At 69.6% G+C, this 14,558-nt stretch carries 12 protein-coding genes; 4 read left to right on the top strand and 8 right to left on the bottom strand.

Annotation, left to right across the window (positions count from 1 at the left end):
* Positions 1 to 243 precede the first annotated feature (243 nt).
* Positions 244 to 798, top strand: coding sequence for an RNA-binding regulator (rbp, locus tag AVME950_RS15975; protein WP_284430569.1), 555 nt, complete (start codon positions 244 to 246; stop codon positions 796 to 798).
* Between the two features lie 126 nt (positions 799 to 924).
* On the opposite strand, the gene AVME950_RS15980 is transcribed toward rbp, so the two are convergent.
* Genes AVME950_RS15980 through AVME950_RS15995 form a run of 4 tightly spaced genes read right to left on the bottom strand, consistent with a single transcriptional unit; the run spans position 925 to position 3,990 of the window.
* Positions 925 to 1,716 carry an SDR family oxidoreductase gene (locus AVME950_RS15980; RefSeq protein ID WP_284430570.1) on the bottom strand — a complete coding sequence of 264 codons (792 nt, stop codon included), beginning with the start codon at positions 1,714 to 1,716 and terminating at the stop codon, positions 925 to 927.
* Positions 1,717 to 1,763: 47 nt separating this feature from the next.
* Positions 1,764 to 2,381, bottom strand: coding sequence for an LPS export ABC transporter periplasmic protein LptC (gene lptC / locus AVME950_RS15985; RefSeq protein WP_284430571.1), 618 nt, complete (start codon positions 2,379 to 2,381; stop codon positions 1,764 to 1,766).
* Positions 2,378 to 2,989: a KdsC family phosphatase gene (locus AVME950_RS15990; RefSeq protein WP_284430572.1), complete on the bottom strand. Its 612-nt coding sequence runs from the start codon at positions 2,987 to 2,989 to the stop codon at positions 2,378 to 2,380. Before AVME950_RS15990 ends, lptC begins: the two co-directional genes overlap by 4 nt.
* Positions 2,989 to 3,990 (bottom strand): KpsF/GutQ family sugar-phosphate isomerase, encoded by a 1,002-nt coding sequence (locus AVME950_RS15995; RefSeq protein ID WP_284430573.1) that lies wholly within the window; start codon positions 3,988 to 3,990, stop codon positions 2,989 to 2,991. The genes AVME950_RS15990 and AVME950_RS15995 overlap by 1 nt, the downstream gene beginning before the upstream one ends.
* Before the next feature lie 58 nt (positions 3,991 to 4,048).
* On the opposite strand from AVME950_RS15995, the gene AVME950_RS16000 reads away from it, so the two are divergent.
* The 3 genes from AVME950_RS16000 to AVME950_RS16010 all read left to right on the top strand — a co-directional run bounded on the left by AVME950_RS16000 (position 4,049) and on the right by AVME950_RS16010 (position 9,757).
* Positions 4,049 to 6,034, top strand: coding sequence for a monovalent cation:proton antiporter family protein (locus AVME950_RS16000; protein WP_284430574.1), 1,986 nt, complete (start codon positions 4,049 to 4,051; stop codon positions 6,032 to 6,034).
* 132 nt (positions 6,035 to 6,166) lie between these two features.
* The gene (locus AVME950_RS16005; protein ID WP_092742468.1) at positions 6,167 to 6,721 is read left to right on the top strand and encodes an adenine phosphoribosyltransferase; all 555 of its coding nucleotides are present in this window, start codon (positions 6,167 to 6,169) and stop codon (positions 6,719 to 6,721) included.
* Between the two features lie 429 nt (positions 6,722 to 7,150).
* Positions 7,151 to 9,757, top strand: a complete 2,607-nt coding sequence (locus AVME950_RS16010) for a sulfite reductase flavoprotein subunit alpha (protein WP_284430713.1) — start codon at positions 7,151 to 7,153, stop codon at positions 9,755 to 9,757.
* A 64-nt stretch (positions 9,758 to 9,821) separates the two neighbouring features.
* On the opposite strand, the gene AVME950_RS16015 is transcribed toward AVME950_RS16010, so the two are convergent.
* The 4 genes from AVME950_RS16015 to AVME950_RS16030 form a co-directional block, all read right to left on the bottom strand.
* Positions 9,822 to 10,679, bottom strand: a complete 858-nt coding sequence (locus AVME950_RS16015; RefSeq protein WP_284430575.1) for a hypothetical protein — start codon at positions 10,677 to 10,679, stop codon at positions 9,822 to 9,824.
* A 118-nt stretch (positions 10,680 to 10,797) separates the two neighbouring features.
* The gene (locus AVME950_RS16020; RefSeq protein WP_284430576.1) at positions 10,798 to 11,292 is read right to left on the bottom strand and encodes a Crp/Fnr family transcriptional regulator; all 495 of its coding nucleotides are present in this window, start codon (positions 11,290 to 11,292) and stop codon (positions 10,798 to 10,800) included.
* Positions 11,293 to 11,377: 85 nt separating this feature from the next.
* A complete protein-coding gene (gene mnmE / locus AVME950_RS16025) occupies positions 11,378 to 12,799 on the bottom strand; it encodes a tRNA uridine-5-carboxymethylaminomethyl(34) synthesis GTPase MnmE (protein WP_284430577.1) in 1,422 nt (473 codons plus the stop codon).
* A 140-nt stretch (positions 12,800 to 12,939) separates the two neighbouring features.
* On the bottom strand, positions 12,940 to 14,529 hold the full coding sequence (locus AVME950_RS16030) for an ABC transporter substrate-binding protein (RefSeq protein WP_272566396.1): 1,590 nt from the start codon (positions 14,527 to 14,529) through the stop codon (positions 12,940 to 12,942).
* Positions 14,530 to 14,558 lie beyond the last annotated feature (29 nt).

Below are 14,558 nucleotides of genomic sequence, written 5' to 3' on the forward strand. Positions count from 1 at the left end.
CTGACAGCATTTCAAAAAAGGGCCTTTCGGGGCCCTTTTTTCATGGCTGAGCCAGCGCGTTTGGCCCGTGTCCGGCACCTTGCTTTTTTGCGGAATTTATGGCCCATAATGCATCGGCGAGATATTTTTCGCGTCGACGTTTGCGGGGATCCGTCAGTTTCGCGCATGGGACATCTTTGTGATTCACTGGCTGCGTTTTCGGGACTCCATCGCTTTATCAATGTGTTTTTGAGGAGTCCCGTGATGGGCAACAAACTGTACGTCGGCAATTTGCCGTACTCGGTGCGTGACAGTGACCTGGAGCAGGCCTTCGGCCAATTCGGAGCCGTGACGAGCGCCAAAGTCATGATGGAGCGCGACACGGGCCGCTCCAAGGGCTTTGGCTTCGTCGAGATGGGCAGCGACCCTGAAGCGCAAGCCGCCATCCAGGGCATGAACGGCCAGCCCCTGGGCGGCCGCAGCATCGTGGTGAACGAGGCGCGTCCCATGGAACCCCGTCCCCCCCGCAGCGGCGGTTTTGGCGGCGGTGGTGGTGGTGGCGGCTACGGCGGTGGATACGGCGGCGGTGGTCGCAGCGGTGGCGGTGGCTACGGTGGCGGCCGCGGTGATGGCGGCGGCGGTGGCTACGGTGGTGGTGGCCGTGGCGAAGGCGGCGGCGGTGGTTATGGCGGCGGCGGTGGTCGCGGCGATGGCGGTTTCCGCAGCCCCTATGGTTCCGGTTCGCGCAATGGCGGCGGCGGTGGCCGCAGCGGTGGTGGCGGTGGCGGCTACGGTGGTGGTGGCAACGGCGGCTACTGATCCTCTCCCGCAGCGAGGGCTGTTCCCATCCGTGAAGGCTTCTCGCGCAACCAAAAAAGGCCCCTTGTCAGGGGCCTTTTTTGTGGGAGCCGCCGGCTGGAACCCTGAGGCGGGCCCCGTGCCCGGTCAGTGCGGAGCCCCGCTTTTTTGCCGGTGCTTTCTCGGGCGGCCCGACAGCAGGCGGTCGAAAAGCCCGTTCGGCAGCACACGCAGCAACTTGGCCACCACGCCCATCTGCCAGGGAATGACGCGGTAGCTCGCGCCCGCGCGGATCGCGGCGAACGCGCGGTCGGCAAAGTCCCCGGGCTGCATCAAGAAGGGCATGGCGTAGCGGTTCTGCCGGGTGAGCGGGGTGTCGATGTACCCCGGGCACAGCGTGACCACCCGCACCCCCGACGAACGCAATTCGCCCCGCAGGCTTTCGCAGTAGCTGATGACCGCCGCCTTGCTGCCGCAGTAGGCGCCGTGGCCGGGCAGGCCCCGGATGCCGGCGACGCTGCCGATGCCCACGAGCGCCCCGCTGCCGCGCTGGGCCATCGCATCCACGAACGGCTGGAACGTGGCCGCCATGCCGATGTTGTTGGTGGCGAAGGTGCGGGCCATCACGTCGATGTCCTCGCGCACGGCAGTGTCCATGCCCACACTGATGCCCGCGTTGGCGATGACGACATCGGGCACCCCTTGCCGGGCCATGCAGTCCTGGCCCGCCGCCACGATGCTGTCGGGCTGCGCCACATCGGCGCTATAAATTTGATAGCTATCTGCCGGGATGTTGCTTGCGCTGGCCCACGATTGCATGTCTGCCGTGCGGCGGGCCACCAGCGCAAGCCGGTACCCGGCCTGGTGATAGCGCAGTGCGAGCGCCTGGCCGATGCCGCTGGATGCGCCGGTGATGAACACCAGGGGGCTGGAAGGCATGGGGGCTCCTGAGGGGGGGTTAGGCATCGTGCGCCGTCCGGTGCCGGTCACTTGCCGGGTGGCGGCATCAGCATGCCCTTCACGCGGCCCTGCAACTGCATGATCTGGCTGAGGTTGTTGTAGTCCATGGTGTCCGCGGTGAACTGGTCCTTGCCCCGCGTCAGCGTGACTGGCTGGTTCGACTGCACCCGTTCGTCGTTCAGCCACGCGTGCAGGAACTCGCCCCGGAACTGAAGGCGCGGCAGCGGCTCGCGCCCGGGACGCACCAGGGGCTCGCGGGTGACGATGGCGTTGCCGAACAGTTGCACCTCGGAACCGTCCGCATTGGTGAGCGCGCGGTCGGCTGTGGCGATGGTCAGGCGGCCATCGGGCGCGACCGAGCGCATGTGGGCCTTGTCGATCTCCAGCGTGTCGGTGTCCAGGTAGTGGCGCGCGAAATCGCCGCGGACATCGCTTTGCAGCCGGCCGGTGGCATCGAAGCTCTTGACCGAGAAGGTCTTCATGAAATAGTCCGGCTCGTGCGTCAGCGGGCGCTCCTGCACGGGCTTGACCGGTGTGGGCGCGTTGCGCACCAGCCACCACGTGCCCAGCGCCATGAGCCCCATGAGGGCCACGGGAAGGTAGATGGACAGCCGGTCCCAGCCCCGGCGCAGCGTGGCGATCATGCGGTGTAGGCCTCCAGCAGTTGGGCATAGCGGCCACTGGCCACCAGCAGCAGGTCGCAGAACTCGCGCGCCGCGCCGGCCCCGCCCGCTGCGGCGGTGACGTGGTGGGCCACCGCACGGGCCTCGATGTGGGCATGGCAGGGCGCGCAGGCGAGGGCGCAGCGGCGCATCAGGGGCAGGTCGGGCCAGTCATCGCCGATCACGGCGGCCTGCGCCCAGTCGAGTCCCAGTTCGGCCAGGATGGATTCGGCGGCCGGACGCTTGTCTTCGGTGCCGAAGCGGGCATGCACCACGCCCAGGTTCTTCAGGCGCAGGCGCAGCGCGGAGGCATCGCGGCCCGTCACCACGGCGGGGGTGATTCCGGCCTTTTGCAGCAGCTTGATGCCGTGGCCGTCGAGCGTGTGAAATCGCTTGAGCGTCTCGCCGGCTTCGCTGAAGTACAGGCCGCCGTCGGTGAGCACGCCGTCCACGTCGAAAAACGCCACGCGCACGCCCTGCGCGCGCAGCAGCAGTTGCGCATCGAACTGCAGGGCGGGCCGCAGGGGCGGCAGCGGCTGGCTGGCGGGCGTTGCCGCCCCGGCCGTGGCGTGGGCGAGGGGCTGGTCCATCAGATGACCTTCGCGCGCATCAGGTCGCCGATGTGCACCACGCCGATGAGAAGGCCGTCGGGATGGGCCACCAGCACGCTGGTGATGGCGTGGCGCTCCATCATTTCGGCGGCGTCCACGGCCAGCGCGTCGGGGGCGATGGTGCGCGGGCCGGGGTGCATGACCTCACGCGCGGTCGCGCCGCGCAGTTCCGCGCCGGCTTCGATGCGCCGGCGCAGGTCGCCGTCGGTGAAGATGCCGAGCACGCGGCCCGCATCGTCCACCACGGCCGAGGCGCCCAGGCGCTTGGCGCTCATCTCGCGCATGAGTTCGCTGAACGATGCGCCGGGCGCCACGCGCGGGATTTCTTCGCCCGAGCGCATGACGTCGCTCACGTGGGTGAGCAGCTTGCGGCCCAGGGCCCCGCCGGGGTGGGAGCGCGCGAAGTCTTCGGACCGGAACCCGCGGGCGTCCAGCAGGGCGACGGCCAGGGCGTCGCCCATGGCCAGCTGCGCGGTGGTGCTGGCGGTAGGGGCCAGGTTGAGCGGACAGGCCTCGCGGTCCACGCTGCAGTCCAGCACCAGATCGGCATGGCGCGCCAGGGTGGACTGAAGCCCCCCGGTCATGGCCACGAGCGGCACGCCCAGGCGCTTGAGCACGGGCAGCAGCACGGTGAGCTCGGCGCTTTCGCCGCTGTTGGAAATGCCCAGGACCAGATCGCCCGGCGTGACCATGCCCAGGTCGCCATGGCTGGCTTCCGCAGGGTGCACGAAAAAGGCGGGCGTGCCGGTGGAGGCCAGGGTGGCGGCGATCTTGCGGCCGATGTGGCCGCTCTTGCCCATGCCCATCACCACGACGCGCCCCGTGGTGGCGAGCACGCGCTCGACGGCACTGGCGAAGCTCGCGTCCACGCGGGCCGACAGGCCGGCCAGGGCGGCGGCCTCGATATCGAAGGTTTCGCGGGCCAGGCGCAGCGCCTGGTCGGCATGGAAGGGCGCAGGCGCGGCGGGGGCGGAAAGCATGCGCGGATTCTATCGGCCGGACCATGGGCCTGCGCCGCGCCTGGGCTAGCATCCGTGCATGTCCTCACTTGCCTTGACGTTGCTCTACCTGCTGGCTGCCGTGCTGGGGGTGGTGGCGTGCCGCAGCCTCAAGCTGCCGCCGATGCTGGGCTACCTGGCGGCGGGCATCCTGATCGGGCCCCATGCGCTGGCGCTGGCCCAGAACTCGGAAGGCGTGCGCCACCTGGGCGAGTTCGGCGTGGTGTTCCTCATGTTCGCCATCGGCCTGGAATTCAGCCTGTCCAAGCTGCGCGCCATGCGCCAGTTCGTGTTCGGCCTGGGGCTGATGCAGGTCGCGCTGACCATGGCGGTCACCATGGCGGGTGTGCTGCTGCTGTCGCGCTACGTGGGCGGCATCTGGGACATGGGCTGGCAGACGGCGCTGGCCCTGGCCGGCACGCTGGTGATGAGCAGCACCGCCATCGTGGTCAAGCTGATGGCCGAGCGGGCGGAGCTGGAGAGCGAGCACGGCCGCCGCGTGCTGGGCATCCTGCTGTTCCAGGATCTGGCCGTGGTGCCGCTGCTGGTGCTGATCCCGGCGCTCGGCTCCCGGCCGGACCAGCTGTTCGTCGCGCTGGGCCTGGCGCTGCTCAAGGCCACGGTGCTGGTGGGCGTGCTGCTGGCGGGTGGCCAGCGGGTGATGCGCTGGTGGCTCACGCTGGTGGCGCGCCGCAAGAGCGACGAGCTGTTCATGCTGAACCTGCTGCTCATCACGCTGGGGCTGGCCTGGCTGACCGAGACGGCGGGGCTGTCGCTGGCGCTTGGGGCCTTCATCGCCGGCGTGCTGGTGTCCGAAACCGAATACCGCCACCAGGTGGGCACGGACATCCGTCCCTTCCACGACGTGTTGCTGGGCCTGTTCTTCATCACCGTGGGGATGATGCTGGACTGGCACATCCTGCTGGAGCGCTGGGCGCTGGTGCTGCTGCTCCTGGTGGTGCCCTTGCTGGTCAAGGCCGGCGTGATCCTGGTGCTGGCGCGCGGCATGGGCGCCACCACGGGCGTGTCGCTTCGCACCGGGCTGTATCTGGCGCAGGCGGGGGAGTTCGGTTTCGTGCTGCTGTCGCTCACGCAGGAGCACGGGCTGGTGCAGCCCGCGCTGATGAACCCCATCCTGGCCGCGATGGTGCTGTCGATGCTGGCGACGCCGTTCCTCATCCTGTACAGCAACCGCATCGTGATGAAGCTGGTCGCCAGCGACTGGCTGCAGCAGTCGCTGCAGATGACCACCATCGCACGCAAGTCGATCAACACCAGCAAGCACGTGCTGATCTGCGGTTACGGGCGCTGCGGCCAGAACCTGGCGCGGATGCTGGAGCGCGAAGGCATTCCCTACATGGCGCTGGACCTGGACCCCGACCGGGTGCGCCAGGCCGCGGCGGCCGGGGATTCCGTGGTGTACGGCGATGCCACGCGGCTGCAGGCCCTGATGGCGGCCGGGCTGGTGCGCGCCAGTGCCGTGGCGGTGACGTACCTGGACATTCCCGCCACGCTCAAGGTGCTGGCCAATACGCGCGAGCACGCGCCGCAGGTGCCGGTGGTGGTGCGAACGCAGGACGACCAATACCTCGACAAACTGCAGGCCGCCGGCGCGACCGAGGTGGTGCCCGAGGCCATCGAAGGCTCGCTGATGCTGGCCAGCCATGCGCTGGCGCTGGTCGGCGTGCCCATGCGGCGGGTGCTGCGCCTGGTGCAGGACCAGCGCGACGCCCGCTACAACCTGCTGCGCGGCTACTTCCACGGGGCGGACGACGACACCGTGTCCGAGCGCGACCAGGAGCGGCTGGCGTCCGTCACGCTGCCCCCCGGGGTGCGGCCGCTGGGCCAGGCGCTGGGGCCGCTGGCCCTGCAGGCGATGGGTGTTCGGGTGGTGAACCTGCGCCACAAGGACGGCCGCATGTCCCAGCCGGACGATGCCACGGTGCTGGCCGAAGGCGACACGCTGGTGCTCTCGGGCCACCCCACGGCGCTGGCGCTGGCGGAAGACGCCTTGCTGCGGGTGTGAACGCCTGGCAGCCGCAGGCGGCTGCCCCGCCGATACACTGCATTCCTTCCCTTCTTTCCCTCCCCCTGGCGTGGCGGCACCTGTGCGGCCGTGCGCGGGCGGCCTTTTCCTTCCAGCCTTCTCCACCGCGCCATGCAAGCCCTCAGCGTCAACGAATACCTTCGCCAGCACATCCGCACGGTGCCCGACTGGCCCGCGCCGGGCGTGCAGTTCCGGGACATCACTCCGCTGCTGCAGGACCCGAAGGTGTTCCGCGTGCTCATCGATGCCTTCGTACACCGCTACATGGACCGGGCCCTGCGGCCCGATGTGGTGGCCGGGCTGGATGCGCGCGGCTTCATTCTGGGCGCGGTCGTGGCCTACGAGCTGAACGTGGGCTTCGTGCCGATCCGCAAGAAAGGCAAGCTGCCCTTCACCACGGTCGAGGAAACCTACGAACTGGAATACGGCAGCGCCACCGTGGAGCTGCATGCCGATGCCGTGAAGCCCGGCGACCGCGTGCTGCTCATCGACGATCTGATCGCCACGGGCGGCACGATGATGGCGGGCAAGAATCTGCTGGAGCGGCTGGGCGCGACGGTGACCGAGGGCGCGGCCATCGTGGACCTGCCCGAGCTGGGTGGCTCGCAGCGCCTGCGGGACGCGGGCCTGCCGCTGTACACGCTGGTGGATTTCGCCGGCCACTGAGCCCGGGGACGGAAAGCCGCTGGCCGGGCCCGCCACGGCCCCAGGGTGGGCTGGGGCGATAAAATTAGCAATCATTCTCATCCGGCGGATTCGTTCCGGCGTTCGGCTGGAGACCGCCGCGGCGTGGGCCGTTGGCGCTGCTGCAGATGGAATGGCTTTTTCTCGTTCGCTTCTTTCCTGGGTTTCGTCCGCTATGTCCCGCCTTGTCCCGTTCGACCCGCGCTGCTCCGGCCTGCGGGCTGTCTCTCTTTCCGCCTCCGGCCTGGCTCTGGCGCACGCCGGACCTGGCGAAGGGGCGGGCCTGTGAACCGCGACGGCGCCACATCCCAGCCGCTGGCCCAGAGCGCTGGTGCATTGGCCCCTGACGGGGCTTGCCAGCCGCAGGGCGGAGAATTGGCGGATTGGCGCGCTCCATGGCGCCGGCTGTCGCTGCCCTCGCTGCGGCAGGCGTGGTTCCAGGTGCACTGGTTCCTGGGCATCACGGCGGGGACCGTGCTCGTGGTCATCGGCCTGTCCGGGGCGCTGCTGTCCTTCCATGAGGAAATCCTGGACGCCCTCAACCCCGGCGTGCGCCAGGTCACGCCGCACGCCGGGCCCATGCTCACCCCGCAGCAGATCATGGATGCCGTGGCGCGCGTGCCCGGCCACCCGCGCATCAGCACCCTCACGGTGCAATCGCAACCCGGCGCGGCGGCGCGGGTGATCTTCCAGGCGCGTCCCGGCGAGCGCCGGGGCGACACCGTCTACGTGCACCCCTACACCGGCGCGCTGCAGCCGGCGCTGAAGGGGCAAGACGCCTTCGAATGGATCGAGGCGCTGCACCGCTGGCTGCTGCTACCGCGCGACTCTGGCCGCGTGGCCACGGGCGTGCTCGCGCTGTGCCTGCTTGCGCTGTCGCTCTCGGGCCTGTACCTGCGCTGGCCGCGCCACCCGCTGCGCTGGCGCACCTGGCTTACGTTCGATCCGGCGCTCAAGGGCCGCTCGTTCCTGTGGGCGCTGCATGCGGTGGTCGGCACGTGGGCGCTGGTGGTGTACCTCATGCTCACGGCCACCGGGCTTTACTGGGCGTTCGATGCGGTGCGCGACACGGTGGACGGCTGGGCCGGCATTCCGCGCCCAGCGCGCACGGCAGCCCCTGCCCCGCGCGCGGGCGACAAGGCCGGGCCCGATGCCGCTGAGGCCGCGCCGCTGGACCTCACGCGCGCCTGGCGCACGTTCGAGCAGCGGGCAGGGCCCTGGACCCAGGCCAGCCTGCGCCTGCCGGCGCGGCCCACGCAGGCCGTGCAGTTCACCTGGCTGGCCGCGGATGCAACGCATGACCGCCAGCGCAACCGGATGTCCATCGAGCCCTTGACCGGCGAGGTGCCGGTGGACGACCGCCATGCCCAGCGCAGCACCGCGGCACGCGCGCTCGCCACCATCTATCCCTTGCACATGGGCACCTACTTCGGCCTGCCCGGCCGGGTGGCGGTGATGGTGGGCAGCCTGGCCATGCCGCTCTTCGCGGTCACCGGCTGGATGCTCTACCTGGGGCGCCGTCGCCAGCGCCGTGCCACGGAGGCCGCGCGCACCGCCCACGGGCAGCCCGCACCACTGGCGGCAGGCGGCGCGGCGCAGGGCGCCGACACGCTGCTGGTCGCCTACGCCAGTCAGGCCGGCCAAGCCGAGCGCATGGCGCTGCAGAGCGCGGCCGCATTGCAGCGCGCCGGCTTGGGTGTGGCCGTGCAATCGCTGCAGGCGCTCACGCCCGCGATGCTGGCCGGGCACCGCCGCGTGCTGCTGGTGGCCAGCAGCTTCGGCGAGGGCGAGCCGCCCGACAACGCCCGCCGCTTCGCCCGGTTGCTGACGCAACAGCCGCCAAACTCGCTGCAGGGTGTGCGCTACGGCCTGCTCGCGCTGGGCGACCGCAACTACACGCGCTTTTGCGGCTTCGGCCACGCCCTGGACGAAGGCCTGCGCCGGGCGGGCGCCGGGCCGCTGTTTCCGCTCATCGAAGTGGACGACGCAGATCCTGCGGCCCTGGCCCGCTGGAGCGAGGCCCTGGCCGCATTGGACGGCGTGGCGCATCTGGCCCTGGAGGGAGCCTTGGCGGAAGGCGGTATGGCGCCCGTCTACGCGCCGTGGCGCCTGGAACGGCGCGATTGCCTCAATCCGGGCAGCCTGGGCCACCCCTTGTTTGAGGTGTCGCTCACCTCAGGCACCCCGGCCGAATGGCATCCGGGCGCCTTGGTGGAGGTGCTGCCGCGCCACGCGCCCGAGGCCGTCGTGGCCTGGCTGCAAGCCGTGGGTGCCGATGGCGCTGCACCGGTGCAGCATGGGGGCGTCAGGACCACGCTGGCCGAGGCCCTGGCGGTGAGTGTGCTGCCCCCGCTGCCCCCGCTGCCGTCGGGCGCGGCAGAGGTCCATGCCCAGGCCTGTGCCGATGCGCTGGTGGCGCTGGCGCCCCGCACCTACTCCGTGGCCTCCCTGCCTGGCGACGGCGCGCTGCAGCTGCTGGTCCGCCAGGAGCGGCATGCCCAGGGGCTGGGGCTGGCGTCGGGCTGGCTCACCGCCCATGCCCCGCTGGGTGCCGAAGTGGCTTTGCGCCTGGTGGCCAATCCGCGCTTCGATGCCGCCCCGGGCGATGCACCTTGCCTCTTCATCGGCAATGGATCGGGCTTGGCGGGCTTGCGCTCCCACCTGCGGGCCCGGGTGCGTGCGGGCCACCGGCGCAACTGGCTGCTGTTCGGCGAGCGCCAGCGGGCCCACGACAACCTGTGCGCCGAAGAAATCGGTGGCTGGCAGAACCAGGGCTTTCTCGAACGACTGGACCGGGTTTTCTCCCGCGACGGGGAGGCCCATCGCCATGTGCAGGACCGGCTGCGCGATGCGGCGGGCCCCTTGCTCGAATGGATCGCGCAGGGCGCGGTGGTCTATGTGTGCGGCAGCGCCGAAGGCATGGCGGCCGGCGTGGACGCGGCGATGGTGGAGTTGCTCGGCGCCGATGCCGTCGATGCGCTCATCACCGAGGGCCGCTACCGGCGCGACGTGTACTGATCCGCTGCAGGCCGACACGCGGCGGCGGCTGGGGTGATGAGGCCCGTGCCGCCGCTGGTACGGCTCAGCGCAGGTCGCCGTACTGGGTGTTGCTCAGATCGGGCGAGCGGGCGTCGCTGCCCGGCATTTCCGTGTCTTCGAAGCCGGTGGGCGTCGAAGGCAGCAGCGGTCCCGAGCGCGTGGACACCCCCGTGCGCGGTGCCGGTGCGGGAGGCTTGGCTGCGGCGGCGTTGTCCAGGGCCCGCTTGAAAGCTGCCACTTCGTCGGCCTCGATCGGGTCGAACGCCTTGGCAGGGGCGCGGGCCGGCGGGGCCGGTGGCACCAGGGGCGCGCTGCGCGGCGCGAGCAGCGGATCGATGGGCGGGGCGGCCACGGGTGCGGGGGCCGGCGCGTGCACCGGAGGGCGCGCCACCGGGGCCGGCACGTGCGGCACGGAAGGGCCGGCCACGCCGTGGGGCGCGAGGCCCTTGCTGGGCATGCCGACGGCCACGTGGTCATTGATGCGCCAGTACACGGCGGTCACCAGAATGTCGAAGCGGGTCTTGGCGGTCTGGGCGATGAGCGCCTCGATCTCGCTCAGGCGGACGGTCTCGCCGCCGTATTCGCGGGCCAGATCCATCATCACCAGGAACTGGCGGCCGCGCTGGTCCAGGGACAGCACCTTGAATTTGTAGCCCGCGGACAGCACGCCCGCGCGGACCATGGCATCGCGCACCACGGTATAGAGCAGTTCGCGCCGCTCCATGCGCTCGTTCTTGCGGTTGGCCGCGTGTTCGGCCGCAGGCTCGGCCGTCGGTTTGCCGGGGCCGCGTCCGGGCACCAGGGGCACCGTGGCGTCTGCATTCAGCAGACCGGAGGGCTCCACCGCCGGGCGCTGCCGGGGCGCAGGGGGTTTGCGGTTGAACCAACTGAAAAGTGACATGCCGTGCCTTTTTCGGATAGCGCCAAAAGTTCGAAAACGAGTGTAACGCGCGCTCCGGGAGCCAATGGCTTTCCCGCGTCCGCCGGCCCCGGCACGGGCCCGATGGGGGGCTCAGGTGTCAGGTCGCAGCAACACGCCGGCGGCGGTTGCCGAGGCGCTTGGACAGCACCGAACCCATGGCCATGGCCAGGCTGAGGGCCACGGCCGGCTGGCGGTTGGAGAGCTCGGAAAACCGCAGCGCCGTCAGGTTCCAGAGCTTGGACGGAGCGCCTGCCTGCACGGTGGCGGTGCGGGGCTTGTGCGAGAAGAAGGCGCTTTCGCCCACCACGGAGCCGGGGCCGACGATCGCCAGGCGCAGGCGGTCTTTTTCGTCTTCGTAATGCACGCTGAGGCTGCCGCTTTCCACGAAGTACACCGTGCGGTCGCTGGCGCCTTGCGTGAACAGGGTGTGGCCGGTGGTGAGCGACATGGGCAGCAGGTAGCCCGACAGCAGGTCCCATTGCTCCGTGGTCAGCGGGTTCATCATGCTGTCTTCCGCTGGCGCCTGGGCAATGGCCTGCACGAGACCCGTGAGGTCCATTTTTGGGGTGTGGGATGACAGCACAGCATTCATAGTGGCGCGGAAGTTAAGCCCGATGCGTTCGGTGCACAAGCACTCTTTACCACTCCTTACAAAACGCCACCGTCCCGCGGGTGCTTCATTTCCCGATGCAGAAGCTGGAGAAGATCACGCCCAGCAGATCGTCGGAGGTGAATTCCCCCGTGATGGCACTGAGGGCCTGCTGCGCCAGCCGCAGGTCCTCGGCCAGCAGATCGAGCGCCGGGCCCGGCGAATGCAGCTGCGCCGCGGCCTCCATCAGGTGGCCGTCCACTGCCTGGAGCGCCTGCACATGCCGCGCGCGCGCGATGTAGACGCCCTCGGGGGCCGACTGCCATCCGGCCACGTCCAGCAGCAGGCGGCGCAGTGCGTCCAGCCCGTCGCCCGTGCGGGCCGAGAGGTGGGCCGCCGGCCGGCCCGGCATGGCGGCAGCGCTGTGGCCCGGTACCTGATCGGTTTTGTTCCAGACGTCGATCACCGGCACATGGCCGGGCAGCGTCCGGGCGATGGTGCCGGCGATGTCGGCGTCGGCTGCCTGGTAGTCGGCCGCATCGGCGCGCGTGAGGTCGTGCAGGAAGAGCACGGCGTCGGCCGCGGCGATTTCGTCCCAGGCGCGCGCAATGCCGATCTTCTCCACCTCGTCGTCGCTCTCGCGCAGGCCCGCCGTGTCGATCACGTGCAGCGGTACGCCCTCGATCTGGATGGTCTGCTGCACCTTGTCGCGCGTGGTGCCGGCAATGGGCGTGACGATGGCCAGCTCGGCGCCGGCCAGGGCATTCAGCAGCGAACTCTTGCCGGCGTTGGGCTGCCCGGCGATCACCACCTTGATGCCCTCGCGCAGCAGCGCGCCCTGGCGCGTGCGCTGCATGACGGCGGCCAGCGTCTGCTGCAGATTCGACAGCTGCCCGCTGGCGTCTGCCTTGCGCAGGAAGTCGATTTCTTCTTCGGGAAAGTCGAGCGTGGCCTCCACCAGCATGCGCAGGTGGATGAGCGCATCGCGCAGGCGGTGGATCTCGTGCGAGAACGCGCCCGCCAGGGAACGGCTGGCGCTGCGCGCCGCGGCTTCGGTGCTCGCATCGATCAGGTCGGCAATGGCTTCGGCCTGCGCCAGATCGATCTTGTCGTTGAGGAAGGCCCGTTCGGTGAACTCGCCCGGCTGCGCCAGGCGCAGGCCGGGCAGGCGTGCCTGGCCGCTGGCCGCATCGGCCTGGGCGGCGGCTTCCAGGCAGCGCGCCAGCAGCAACTGCAACACTACGGGGCCGCCGTGCGCCTGCAGCTCCAGCACGTCCTCGCCCGTGTAGCTGTGGGGCGCGGGAAAATATAGCGCCAGCCCCTGGTCGATGGACTGGCCGGCCGCATCGCGAAAGGGCAGGTACGTGGCTTCGCGCGGTCGCAGGGCGCGCCCGCACAGCGCCTCGGTGAGCGGTCCCAGACCCTGGCCGGACACCCGCACGATGCCCACGGCGCCGCGCCCCGGTGCGGTGGCGATGGCGGCGATGGGGTCGGAGTGGCGGGGCAGCATGCGATGGGGAAGGGGGTGGGGACGGGGCATGATAGCTGCGCTGTTCGCATGCCGCGGCCGCCTGCACGGGGCGCGGAACCGCGCCCGCAAAAAGACAAAGCCCGCCAGGGCGGGCTTTGCGTTCGGTCCGATCGGAGGGCTTACTTGATCGTGGTCCAGTTGGGCATCGGGCGGTCGTCCGCTCGGTGCAGCGTCTCCACGCCCTTGCGCATCGCCCAGGGGCGGATCTGGTGGTGCAGGGGCAGGTAGTAGTACTCATCCTTGACCAGCTTGAGGGCATCGGCGATCAGCGCGTCGCGCTTGGGCGCATCCATCTCCACCTTGATCTGGCTGATCATTTCGTCGAGCTTGGCATCGCTGAAACGACCGCCGTTGTAGGTGCCCGCAGCCGTCTTGCCGGCCTTGGTGGCCATCAACGAATCCAGCGAGTACAGCGAGTCGAACGTCGCCACGCCCCAGCCGAACAGATAGGCGCTCACGTCGTTGTTCATCACGCGGCTGACGAACTGGGCCATGGGGGCGGCCTGCAGCGTGGTCTTCACGCCGATGCGCGTCCACATGGCGGTGACGGCCTGGCAGATCGCTTCGTCGTTCACATAGCGGTCATTGGGGCAGTCGAGCTTGAGCGAAAAGCCCTGGGGGTAGCCTGCGTCGGCCAGCAGCTTCTTGGCGGCTTCGACGTCGTACTTGGCGGCACGCTCGTCCAGGCTCTTGCTCCAGCCGTGGACCATCGGCGCGACCATGGTGCCGGCAGGCACCGACAGGTTGCGCATGGTGCGGCTGTGGATGCCGGCCGAATCGATGGCCTGGTAGAGCGCCTGGCGCACGCGCTTGTCCTTGAGCGGGTTCTTGCCCGGCGTGCCGGCACCCGGCAGTTCGTCGCGGAACTGGTCCAGGCCCAGGTAGATGGTGCGGTTCTCGGCGCCTTCGATCAGCGTGATGTCGGGGCTGGACTTCATGCGCGCCAGATCCTGCGTGGGCGGATCGACGACGAAATCGACCTGGCCGGAAATCAGCGCGGCCGAGCGCGTGGCCGCCGACTTGATGGGGGTGAACACGACTTCGTCGATGTTGCCCTTGGGCTTGTCCCACCAGTCCGGGTTCTTCTTGAGCGTGACCTTCACGTCGGGCTGCCAGCCCACCATGATGAAGGGGCCGGTGCCGTTGGCGTTGCGCGAGGCGAAGTTCTCTTCCTTGCCGGCATAGTCCTGCGCCTTGGTCGAGTTGTTCTTCTCGGCCCAGGCCTTGTTCATGATGCGGGCCTCGGTCAGCTCGCGCAGCAGCACGGGATTGGGGCCCTTCAAGATCAGGTCCACGGTGAAGTCGTCGACCTTCTTCACTTCCTTGATGCTCTGCACGGCGGACTGCATGTTCGAGGGGGGCGTCATGGCGCGGGTGAGCGAGAACACCACGTCGTCGGCCGTGAACGGCGCACCGTCGTGGAATTTCACGCCCTTGCGCAGTTCGAAGCGCACCTGCGTGGGGGAGATCTGGGTCCACTTCGTGCCGAGCGCGGGCTGGATCTGGTACTTCTCGTCATAGCGCACCAGGCTCTCGTACACCTGCTGCAGGAAGGCATGCGTCGTCTGGTGGTTCTGGGCGTGGGGGTCCACGGTCAGGATGTCGTTGGCTCCGGCCCACCGCATCGTTGCGGCATGGGCCGATCCTGCTGCCAGCAGGACCGCGATGCCCAGTGCGCTCCATTTGAAAGTCGTACGCTGCTGTTTCATTGGCCAAGTCTCCTCGTCGGTTAACGAAA

The organism is Acidovorax sp. SUPP950 (assembly GCF_030158935.1).
In the GTDB taxonomy this organism is placed as follows: Bacteria; Pseudomonadota; Gammaproteobacteria; order Burkholderiales; family Burkholderiaceae_C; genus Paracidovorax.